The organism is Acinetobacter sp. ANC 4910 (assembly GCF_004331035.1).
GTDB lineage: Bacteria > Pseudomonadota > Gammaproteobacteria > Pseudomonadales > Moraxellaceae > Acinetobacter.
Genome location: NZ_SJNT01000022.1, coordinates 1 through 8,994, shown reverse-complemented (window position 1 = coordinate 8,994; position 8,994 = coordinate 1). Strand labels below are relative to the sequence as shown.

The window sequence follows — 8,994 nt, the reverse complement described above, 5'->3', positions numbered from 1 at the left end:
CGGAATACAAATTGGGCAACATTCAAGAGATTCATCAGGGAGATTTAATTTTTTCAGAACGGCAGAAGAAATTCGCGTATGCGAAGTCGAATAGTTTGCCTGAATACTGCAAAAAATGTCCGTATCTACAACTGTGTTGGGGTGACTGTCCGAAGGATCGCTTCCTGAAAACGCCAGAGGGCGAAGTGGGCTTACATTACCTCTGTTCAGGTTTAAAGAAGTTTTTTCATACCGCAACGACATCCAAGTCTGAGATTGCGAAACGTTTACAACCACATTAAAAAAATTGTTGTAACAGGACGTTTAGAAAGTCATTTTTAAACGTTCAAATCCGTAGAACCAAGACTCAATAAGGGCAAAACCTGAGTTGATAGTAATAAAAAAACTCTATGTGCTTCATAAAAATCCTAACAAGGAGAAACAAGATGCGGAAAAGTTTAATTGCACGCTCAATCGCCCTCGTCGGTGGAGCGTTATTGTCTGCGACAACTTTCGCCAAACAACCGAATATTCTCGTCATTTGGGGAGATGATATTGGTTGGCAGAACGTCAGTGCTTACGGTATGGGAACTATGGGCTATACCACGCCAAATATTGACAGTATTGGCAAGCAAGGTATTCGATTTACCGATCACTATGCTCAACCGAGTTCAACCGCAGGTCGTGCCTCCTTTATTACGGGACAGTACCCAATTCGTTCGGGTATGACCACAGTAGGGCAACCTGGGGATGCATTAGGACTACAAGCCAAATCGCCTAGCTTGGCTGAAGTCCTCAAAAGCGCTGGGTATGCGACGGGGCAGTTTGGTAAAAATCACTTGGGTGACCGTAACGAACATTTACCGACCGTACATGGTTTTGATGAGTTCTACGGCAATTTATATCACTTAAATACCCAAGAAGAAGCTGAACAACGTGATTATCAAGCCTTTGGTAAAAAGTTTGCAGGTAATCTTGAGGATTATGAGAAACAATTTGGTACCCGTGGTGTATTGCATTGTTATGCAACTTCGAAGTCAGACAGTACCGAAGACCCTCGCTTTGGTAAGGTGGGTAAGCAGAAGTGTGAAGATACAGGACAATTAACGCAAGAACGCATGAAAGACTTCGATGCGAGCGAAATTATTCCGAATGCAGAGCGCTTTATGAAGCAGGCGAAAGCGAGCGATAAGCCGTTCTTTGTTTGGATGAATACCAGTCGAATGCACTTGTATACACGCTTAAATGATAAATGGCGTTATGCGGCAGAGAAATATACCTCTGAGGCGGATTACCATGGTAGTGGTATGTTACAGCATGACCATGATATTGGTTTGGTGCTACAATTCTTAAAAGACAATGGCTTAGATGAAAATACGATTATCTGGTATTCAACCGATAATGGGCCAGAGCACTCTTCATGGCCTCATGGTGCAACCACACCATTCCGTGGTGAAAAAATGACTACCTATGAAGGGGGGGTTCGTGTTGTTTCCATGTTGAAATGGCCGAGTGTGATTCAACCAGATCAAATCAAAAATGGTATTCAAACCCACATGGATATGTTTACTTCTTTCGCAGCAGCAGCAGGTGTACCAAATGTTGCTGAAAAAGTGATGAAGGAGAAGAAGCAGTATATCGACGGTATCAACAACGTACCGTACTGGACAGGTCAGAAAGAGGATTCTGCTCGTGAAAGTATGTTCTACTACTATGAGGGCAAGTTAACTGCGGTACGTATGGGGCCATGGAAATTCCACTTCTCGACCAAAGAAGATTACTATGCCAATGTTGTGCCATTAACTGTGCCAAAAGTTTTTAACTTACGTATGGACCCGATGGAATCTTATGACAACAAAGATTCTGAAGGGCACTTGATGCAAAAAGTCAGTTGGTTAATGCAGCCAATGAATAAACTGGTGGCTGCACATATTAAAACCTTGCAAGATTATCCACCTGTTCAAGGCAGTAAATCTTTTGATATGTCCAACCTAGTGGGTGATGCCATTTCGAAAGGTAACGAATAATTGATTGGGTTAAATTAGAGTTGTTCTGGTTTAGCCCATATTTCTGTCTAATTTTATAGAATATCTAATCAATAAAAATTAAAAAAATCTGGATTGCGGATAAGCATGCCATTAAATAATCACAATCAAAATATATTTTCATGTATTCGCTTTAATTTTTTTAAACTTAACTTTTGAATATTAAATAGAATATTTTATTATAGCCGACCTTTAATCTAATCAAAAATATAACTCCGACTGATAAAACGTGGTTCGTTGTATGGTTAAAACCATCGATTACCATTCTTTCGAGTGGTTTTTATCTGTTTAAATTTTGATATTTTTCTAAAAAACTAGGCTCTGTGTTAGATCGGTCAATATTCTAAGATGCCACTCAAATGGAATGGGTGTACTCAAGATCTTTTACATACAAATGGGCCGGGTCACATCTGCATGATGAATATGGAAATAAATAGATGATGAATCTTTGGTGTGGTCAGAATTTCGATAAGCGTTTATGGCCAAGTCGAAGTTTTGATGAACTAAGCACATTCTAGCCAATTTTATCCACTCAATTCATTGCAGTAAATTTAAAGTCAAATTTCATTATAAATCCATATTGAAAGACGATCACAAGGTTAGGGATGACAATATGCACAAGATACCAACACATTTAGTTTCCCCACCACTCAGAACCATGCAATTACCAGGTCAAACCTATCGTTATCACGTGATGGTCAAACCCTCAGGTGCACAGTGTAACTTAGACTGTAGCTACTGTTTTTATTTACACAAACAAGACATGCTGCACCAACCGAAAACCCCGCGTATGGCGGAGTCCATGCTTGAGTTGCACATCAAACAATATATTGAAGCACAAACAGGCAACGAGATCGTCTTTAGTTGGCAAGGTGGAGAACCGACCTTAATGGGCTTAGAATTCTTCCAACGCATGGTCGAATTACAAAAGAAATATGCCAAACCGCACCAAACGATCGAAAATGACTTACAAACCAATGGGATTCTACTGGACGAAGACTGGTGTGTATTTCTAAAGAAAAACAATTTTCTGGTGGGATTATCCATAGACGGACCAGCAGATTTACATGATATTCATCGCTACAACAAAGGTGGTAAACCCACCCATGCCAAAGTCATGCATGCAGCGCAATTACTGCATCAATATCAGGTCCCCTTTAATGTCTTATGCGTGGTGAACCGAGACAACAGCAAAAGACCATTAGAGGTTTACCGCTTCCTCCGTGACCAAGTACAACCACGCATGATCCAGTTTATTCCCGGCATGGAAAGTGCCCAGTTCCAGCAAACCGCACCCGGATGTTGGGACCCGACAGACTTACCGCAACTGGGGAGTTCGGCGGCGCAACCAGGGACAGCGGATTCCGTGGTCACGGATTGGTCGATAGCCGCAGACGATTGGGGTGTATTCCTTTCTACAGTGTGGAAAGAATGGCTACAGCATGATTTTGGACAAGTCTTTATCGACCAATTTGAAAACGTGATTTCGATGATGTTTGGCTATGGTGCACAGAAATGCGTGTCAGGACAAATCTGTGGGAAATCGTTGGCGATAGAACACAATGGCGACCTATTCTCCTGTGACCATTTTGTCTATCCGGAATACAAATTGGGCAACATTCAAGAGATTCATCAGGGAGATTTAATTTTTTCAGAACGGCAGAAGAAATTCGCGTATGCGAAGTCGAATAGTTTGCCTGAATACTGCAAAAAATGTCCGTATCTACAACTGTGTTGGGGTGACTGTCCGAAGGATCGCTTCCTGAAAACGCCAGAGGGCGAAGTGGGCTTACATTACCTCTGTTCAGGTTTAAAGAAGTTTTTTCATACCGCAACGACATCCAAGTCTGAGATTGCGAAACGTTTACAACCACACTAAAAACTTGTTGTAACTCAAGGGGGCCGGATTTAGCCCCATATGCTGAAGAATCAAATGGTTGTCTGGATGAGACTATTTGGAAATAAGTTTTCAGTTCCAAAAAAATGTTAAGGAAAACACATGCGTAAAAAGATCATTTCACGTTCGATTGCTTTGGCTGGCGGAGCCTTACTTTCAACAGCCCTGATGGCAAAACCCCCCAATATTTTGGTGATTATGTCCGACGACGTAGGTTTTACCAACGTCAGTGCATATAGTCATGGCATTATGGGGTATAACACGCCAAACATTGATCGGATTGCCAAAGAAGGCATTATGTTTACCGATCACTATGCACAGCCAAGTTCAACCGCAGGGCGTGCATCATTTATTACAGGACAATACCCAATCCGTTCAGGTTTAACCACTGTAGGTCGTCCCGGTTCACCTTTAGGCATTAAACCAGAAACACCGACACTCGCAGAAGTACTTAAACCCCTGGGCTATATGAGTGGTCAATTTGGTAAAAATCACTTGGGTGACCGTAACGAACATTTACCGACCGTACATGGTTTTGACGAGTTCTACGGTAATTTATATCACCTCAATACAGAAGATACGTTTGAGCAAGTTGATTATCCAAAAGATCCTGAATTCCGTAAAAAATTTGGCACACGTGGTGTTCTACATTGTTATTCATCAACTACAGATGATGAAACGACAGATCCTCGTTTTGGTAAAATGGGTAAGCAGAAGTGTGAAGATACTGGGGAACTTTCGAGTAAACGGATGGAAACTGTGGATGATGAGTTCATCGCAGCCAGCGTAGATTTCATGAAGCGCAGTAAAAAGTCGGATAAGCCATTTTTTGTGTGGTTAAACCCAAGTCGTATGCACATGTTTACCCATTTACGTCCCGAGCATCGTTATTTAGCTGCAAAAGCCACATCTGAAGAAGATCTGTACGGTAGTGGCATGATTGAACATGATATGCAAGTCGGTCAAGTGTTGGATGAAATGAAGAAGATGGGTGTGCTAGATAACACCATCATTATTTATACCACTGATAATGGCCCTGAACACAGTGCTAAAAATCATGGTGGAACCACACCGTTTCGTGGTGAAAAAATGACCACATATGAGGGTGGTGTGCGTGTCCCGATGATGATCCGTTGGCCAGGACATATTCCTGCAGGACAGGTCAAAACAGGTATTCAGGCCAATATGGATCTTTTCACAACTTTAGCAACTGTCGCAGGGAATGCAAATGTTGTAGAGGATATGAAAACCAATCGTAAACAATATATTGACGGTCTAAATAACCTCGATTACTGGACAGGAAAATCGGCAGAAAGTAAGCGTACTAATTACCTGTACTACCATGAATCAACACTTCGTGCAGTTCGTATTAATCAATGGAAGGTTCATTTAGAAACCAGTGAAACCTATTATGATGGCTACCAAAAGCAAAAGATTCCATTGGTATTCAACCTTCGTCAAGATCCGTATGAGTCATTTGATAGTACAACAGATCGCTCTGAAATTGCTCAGAAAAAGCTATGGTTGGGTGAACCTGTAGAGGCATTGCTTGGTGAACATGTGAAGTCTTTGATGGATTATCCACCAGTGCAAAAAGCCACAACGCTTGATTTTAGTAAATTAGTTGAAAATTTACTGTCTGCTAAAAAGTAAAATGCCTCATGCATGATCAAGGCAGTCCAGTTTTCTGGGCTGCTTTTTTTCTTGCGAGCGTATCATTTTTAATCCATGTTTATTGAACGGGCTTTGTTGCACAAACCTATTCGTGACGGCTTATTCAGCAATATAATTTCCAAATGAATCAGCCTATACCTAAAGTCTACCGTACAACGAATTGGTGCTCTTACAATACAGCCTTGATCAATCGAGGAAACATATCGATTTGGTTTGATCCCACTACTCAATGGTATGCTCAACTACAAGGTAAACACGGACGAAATCAAACCTATTCTGATGCAGCTATTCAATGTTGTTTGATGATCAAATCTCTATTTAGACTCTCTTTACGCATGGTCACAGGTTTTGTTCGGAGCCTTATTAAACTCTGTGGATTAGATTGGATCGCTCTAGATTATTCCACGCTTTGCAGCAGACAAAAGCATATTGATATTACGATTCGCTACCAGAAAAGCCGTGGTGGTTTCCATCTACTCGTCGACTCTACTGGCTTAAAGTTTTTAGGTGAATGGAAACGTAAGAAACATCAGCCTGAATCTCGTTGCCAATGGCGTAACTTCACATTGGTATAGATGCTAAAATCCTTCAAATTAGGGCTGTACAGTTGACTACGAACAATGTCCGTGATTCACAAGTCCTCGGGGATTTACTGGATCAAATTTCACTGGATGAGTGAATTGATTCTGCCTATACAGATGGGGCTTATGACACGAAATACTGCAGAAAAGTCATTTCAGATCGACAGGCATATGCAGTGATTCCGCTAATTGAGCTGCGAAGTTTTCATCATTATTTTCCATTTTTTGTTGTTCGCAATAGATTCATATGGAGAATCACCATATGAATCTATAATGAATGATGACTTAAGCCACTTTTGATTTAGCCTTCGCTTTAGGCTGTTGTGTTGCAGCAGACCAAATTAGATGCTGGCTTTCAATTGGCAGGTTATACATAGCTTCATCTTTTTCGAAGTTATGGCTGACAAACCACTCGGTAGATTTGCCTTGGCGAGGTAAGACCCAATCGCCACGTTGTATGTAACCTGATCGCATGCCGTAAACAATACTATTGCCAGTGTTTTCATCTGCTGGTGCAACAGGTTTGACTGCCGTCATTTGACGAATATCGAGCTCATTGATTAAACGACAAATATAATCGCAAGATAAATCAATTTTTAAGGTCCACGGTGCATTGGTATAACCAAATAAATAAGCAAAGTTAGGCACATCTTCTATTAATGTACCTTTATAGCTCATTTTCTCGTTAGGCTTAATTTGCTCTTGGTCTACAGAAATTTGAATACCACCAAACAACTGTAATTCGAGACCTGTTGCTGTGACAATGATGTCTGCTTCAAGTGTTTTACCCGATTTGAGCAAAATACCATTTTCAGTGAAACGCTCAATTTTATCGGTAACAACAGACGCTTTACCTTCACGAATCACGTCAAATAAATCGTTGTCTGGAATGGCACAGAGGCGTTCATCCCACGGCATATATTCTGGGGTGAAATGAGACATATCGTATTGCTCACCCAAGGCTTTCTGAGCATTTGAAAGCAAGAATGAACGCATTTGTTTAGGGAACCGACGACATACTTTATAAATACCACGCTGCATAAAAATATTCCGCTTACGGAAAATTTTATACACCAGTTTTTCTGATAATACTTTTCGACAAGAATCGACCAGTTTGTCTGTATTTGGCACGTTAATGACATAGCTTGGAGAGCGCTGTAACATGGTGATATGTGCAGTATCATTGGCCATTGCAGGAATCAAGGTGACTGCTGTTGCACCACTCCCAATCACCACAACCCGTTTATTGCTATAGTCTAAATTTTCAGGCCAGTGTTGTGGATGAACGACTTGACCTTTAAAGTTTTCAACACCTTCAAACTCTGGGGTATAGCCTTGGTCTTGGTTGTAGTAACCCGTTGCAGCAATCAGATAATTACAGCTAAATTGGCAATTTTCTCCCGTTGCTTCATTAACGGTTTCTACCGTCCATTTATTGGTTTGAGTTGAAAAATTTGCAGAGATAATTTTGATGCCATAACGGATTTTTTTATCGATGTTAAATTTCTGAGCGGTTTCTTGTAAATACTGCTTGATCGACTCGCCCGCAGCGAGCACTTTATCGCTATTCCACGGACTAAATTTATAACCAAAGCTAATCACGTCTGAATCTGAACGAATGCCTGGATAGCGGAACAAATCCCACGTTCCACCAAGCGCTTGCCGGCGCTCTAATATCGTGAATGATTTATTTGGGTTTTGTTGTAATAGGTGGCATCCCATGCCAATCCCAGCTAAACCTGCTCCAATGATGACTACATCATATTCCATTTGCATTTTGCGGCTCCTTGTCGCTTGTGTTTTTTCTCCCTCTTTAATACTAGCGATTGATTAAATTTAAACTTGACCTTAGGAGACAGATATTTAACTCTAGAAGACATGACAATCATGCTACATGTCAGCGGGGTTTGTGGTTATTTCGAGGTTATGCTAGACCTGAATTTCGATTCTGAAGCACTACTCGCACAAGATTATATGACGCATCATTTCATAATCCTTGTACACAAGGCTTTACGCATTTCTGTCATGTTGGCCTTACACGCACACTTACAACGTAAGCTCGCCAGCGAAGGGACAAGCTTTGATGAGATTAAGGACGAAATTCGGAAAGAGCTTGCTTTACAGTATTTGTGGGCAACAAAAATCCCGATGAACCAGTTGGCCAATATCTTAATCTTAGGATTTTCTGAACAATCGGTTTTAAGTCGTGCGCCCAAATGCTAGAGATGACCAGAAAAATACCTCCTCGTGAAGCGTATATAAAAGCGTGATCGGAAGAAAACGATAAATTGCAGCATCCGTAGCTAAGCGCTGTAAAAGAAAGGGCTTATGATCTAAGCCCCTTAAACCTTAGCAATAAGGTATTAGTTACTTGAGTAACCACCATCAATATTGACCATCGTACCTGTGATAAAGCTTGCCGCTTTAGAGGATAAGAACACCACGAGATCTGCAACTTCTTCAGGCTTGCCCAAACCTTTGCACCTTTTTGAGCAAAAGCGACAGCGACTGCATGAGCAATTCCTGAAGTTCAGCCTGTTACGACGGCAATTTTATTTTCAAACATCTTTGTATTAAATAGACAACTTGCATAACTCATAAACCGAACAATCATTTGCTGTAATTGTGCACCGACATTTTTTGATATTTCATGCATAATTTATGCATGAAATATATTGATATACAGAAACTGACTGATCCTCAGTTCAAACGCCTAACGGGAATATCTTGGTCTACTTATAAAGTGATGATTGATGTACTCAATCTTCATTTATCATCAACAGGGCGACCCTCTAAATTATCCATAGAAGACCAATTG

7 protein-coding genes and 1 pseudogene are annotated in these 8,994 nt (G+C 40.9%); 6 read left to right on the top strand and 2 right to left on the bottom strand.

The features are described from left to right. The 5 genes and pseudogenes from E0H82_RS15990 to E0H82_RS15970 form a co-directional block, all read left to right on the top strand. A partial coding sequence (locus E0H82_RS15990) for an SPASM domain-containing protein (RefSeq protein ID WP_131265701.1) occupies positions 1-281 on the top strand: 281 nt, incomplete at its 5' end. Between the two features lie 144 nt (positions 282-425). Next, entirely contained in the window at positions 426-2,006 is a 1,581-nt protein-coding gene (locus E0H82_RS15985) for an arylsulfatase (protein WP_131265700.1), read from the top strand. A 631-nt stretch (positions 2,007-2,637) separates the two neighbouring features. After that, positions 2,638-3,903, top strand: a complete 1,266-nt coding sequence (locus tag E0H82_RS15980; RefSeq protein WP_131265699.1) for an anaerobic sulfatase maturase — start codon at positions 2,638-2,640, stop codon at positions 3,901-3,903. Between the two features lie 120 nt (positions 3,904-4,023). Further along, a complete protein-coding gene (locus E0H82_RS15975; protein ID WP_171458309.1) occupies positions 4,024-5,574 on the top strand; it encodes an arylsulfatase in 1,551 nt (516 codons plus the stop codon). A gap of 143 nt (positions 5,575-5,717) precedes the next feature. After that, positions 5,718-6,361 (top strand): annotated as a pseudogene (locus E0H82_RS15970) (IS5 family transposase); the annotation flags it as partial. A 100-nt stretch (positions 6,362-6,461) separates the two neighbouring features. Here the strand turns inward: E0H82_RS15970 and E0H82_RS15965 are convergent. Further along, positions 6,462-7,952 carry a flavin-containing monooxygenase gene (locus E0H82_RS15965; RefSeq protein ID WP_131265698.1) on the bottom strand — a complete coding sequence of 497 codons (1,491 nt, stop codon included), beginning with the start codon at positions 7,950-7,952 and terminating at the stop codon, positions 6,462-6,464. Positions 7,953-8,063: 111 nt separating this feature from the next. Between E0H82_RS15965 and E0H82_RS15960 the strand changes: the two genes are divergently transcribed. Beyond that, a complete protein-coding gene (locus tag E0H82_RS15960; RefSeq protein ID WP_131265697.1) occupies positions 8,064-8,399 on the top strand; it encodes a hypothetical protein in 336 nt (111 codons plus the stop codon). Between the two features lie 140 nt (positions 8,400-8,539). Here E0H82_RS15960 and E0H82_RS16715 read toward each other — a convergent pair whose 3' ends face one another. Then, positions 8,540-8,650 (bottom strand): SDR family oxidoreductase, encoded by a 111-nt coding sequence (locus tag E0H82_RS16715; protein ID WP_416224505.1) that lies wholly within the window; start codon positions 8,648-8,650, stop codon positions 8,540-8,542. Positions 8,651-8,994 lie beyond the last annotated feature (344 nt).

Bases quoted from the DNA above. Each gene is read 5' to 3' on its own strand.
- E0H82_RS15975 (WP_171458309.1), top strand. From the start codon at position 4,024: ATGCGTAAAAAGATCATTTCACGTTCGATTGCTTTGGCTGGCGGAGCC.
- E0H82_RS15985 (WP_131265700.1), top strand. From the start codon at position 426: ATGCGGAAAAGTTTAATTGCACGCTCAATCGCCCTCGTCGGTGGAGCG.
- E0H82_RS15980 (WP_131265699.1), top strand. From the start codon at position 2,638: ATGCACAAGATACCAACACATTTAGTTTCCCCACCACTCAGAACCATG.
- E0H82_RS15960 (WP_131265697.1), top strand. From the start codon at position 8,064: ATGCTACATGTCAGCGGGGTTTGTGGTTATTTCGAGGTTATGCTAGAC.
- E0H82_RS15965 (WP_131265698.1), bottom strand. From the start codon at position 7,952: ATGCAAATGGAATATGATGTAGTCATCATTGGAGCAGGTTTAGCTGGG.